The organism is Halomonas sp. (genome assembly GCF_052095695.1).
In the GTDB taxonomy this organism is placed as follows: Bacteria; Pseudomonadota; Gammaproteobacteria; order Pseudomonadales; family Halomonadaceae; genus Vreelandella.
In genome coordinates this window covers 42,700-44,311 of sequence record NZ_JBQDLQ010000023.1, presented here as the reverse complement: position 1 = coordinate 44,311, position 1,612 = coordinate 42,700, and the positions used below count along the sequence as shown (strand labels likewise).

Genomic DNA, 1,612 nt, shown 5'->3' with positions numbered 1-1,612 from the left:
GATAAACGGCAGGAACACCAGCGGGTACTCCAGCCCCTTGGATTTGTGAATGGTGACGACCTTGACCAGATCGGCGTCACTCTCCAGGCGCAGCTTGTGGCTGTCACCGTGGCTATCTGGGTCGGCAATCGCCTCGGCCAGAAAACGAATCAGCGCGTGTTCGCCATCCAGTTCCTGGCTGGCGTGCTGGAGCATTTCACCCAGGTGGAGCAGGTCGGTTAGCAAACGTTCCCCCTCGGCAAATTCGCCCAGCAGCCGGGCGGCGATATCAAAATCGACCATCAAGCGGCGCACTAGTGGCAGCACGCCCTGGCGCTGCCACAGGCGGTGGTAATCGCTGAACTGCTCAACCCGCGCTTCCCAGGCCAGCTCGCTCTGGTTGAGGTGGTCGAGTGCTTCAAGGCTGAGCCCAATCACCGGCGTGGCCAGGGCGGCGCGCAGTTTGGCTTCCGCTTGGCGGGAATTGGCCTGGGGCTCGGCGCAGGCGCGCAGCCAAATGGCCAGCTGCGGGGCAATGGGGGAGCTAAACACCTTGTCGTGATCGGAAAGGTAGACGCTCTTGATGCCCCGGCTGGCCAGCGCCAGGCGAATCGCCCGAGCTTCTTGCAGGCCATTGACTAGCACCGCCATGTCCGAGGGGGCCAGCGGAGTGAGTGATTGCTCTCCGCTTCTCACACTACTATCGCCTGCCGCACTGTTATCGACCGCTTTCGCAAAGCCCGCTTGCTGTTGGCGGCCTGATTCCAAAAGCGCGGCCATGTGCGAGGCGCAGCGCTCGGCCATCTCGGTTTGGTAGGCGGTCTTGGAGAGCGGTTCGTCGCTTTCAAGCGGCCACAGGGTCATCGCGGGTAGCGGTTGGCCGTTGAGCACTAACGTGTCCTTGGTGCCTTTGGCGTTGACGGGATTAAACGGCAGTGGGTTGTTGCCACCATCAGCGCGGAACAGAAAGGCGCCCGCATCGTGCTGGTCGGCGTAGCTGAAGCAGTGGTTGACCGCATCTACCATCGCTTTGCTGGAGCGAAAGTTGGTGCCTAGCGTTACATGGCGGCCATCGGTGTCGTGCCGAGCCTGCAGGTAGGTGAAGATATCCGCGCCGCGAAAGGCGTAAATGGCCTGCTTGGGGTCGCCGATCAGCAGGATGGCGCTGTCGTGGCGGGGCGTGGCAACGTCATACACGGCGTTGAAAATGCGGTACTGGATCGGGTCGGTATCCTGGAACTCGTCGATCAGTGCCACGGGGAACTGGCGCTGGATCTGTGTGGCCAGGGCGTCTCTGTTGGGGCCTTTGAGGGCGCGATCCAGATGGGTGAGCAGGTCGTTGGGGCCCATCTCGGCGCGGCGTTCCTGTTCGCGCTCCAGCCGGGCACGGCACCACTGTACGGCGTGAATCAGCAGGTCGTTGCGTGGCTCGGGCAGGACATCCAGCGCTTTCGGTAGCTGTGCCAGCGCTTCCCAGGCCTGCGGGCAGGGCGGTGCGCCGTCTTTCCAAATATCGGCCATGCCGTCAGCCGTCATGCGTTTCCAGGCGGCGTCGGTGAGCGCGGGGCGGTCGGCGTCTGTTTCGCACCACTCGCGTAGTGCGCCTAGCCAGTTGGCGCGGCTTTTGGCGTTG

The 1,612-nt window shown here is 63.2% G+C and carries 1 protein-coding gene; it reads right to left on the bottom strand.

Annotation, left to right across the window (positions count from 1 at the left end; genetic code table 11):
* A partial coding sequence (locus tag ACTH5D_RS06785) for a UvrD-helicase domain-containing protein (RefSeq protein WP_441669535.1) occupies window positions 1-1,612 on the bottom strand: 1,612 nt, incomplete at both ends.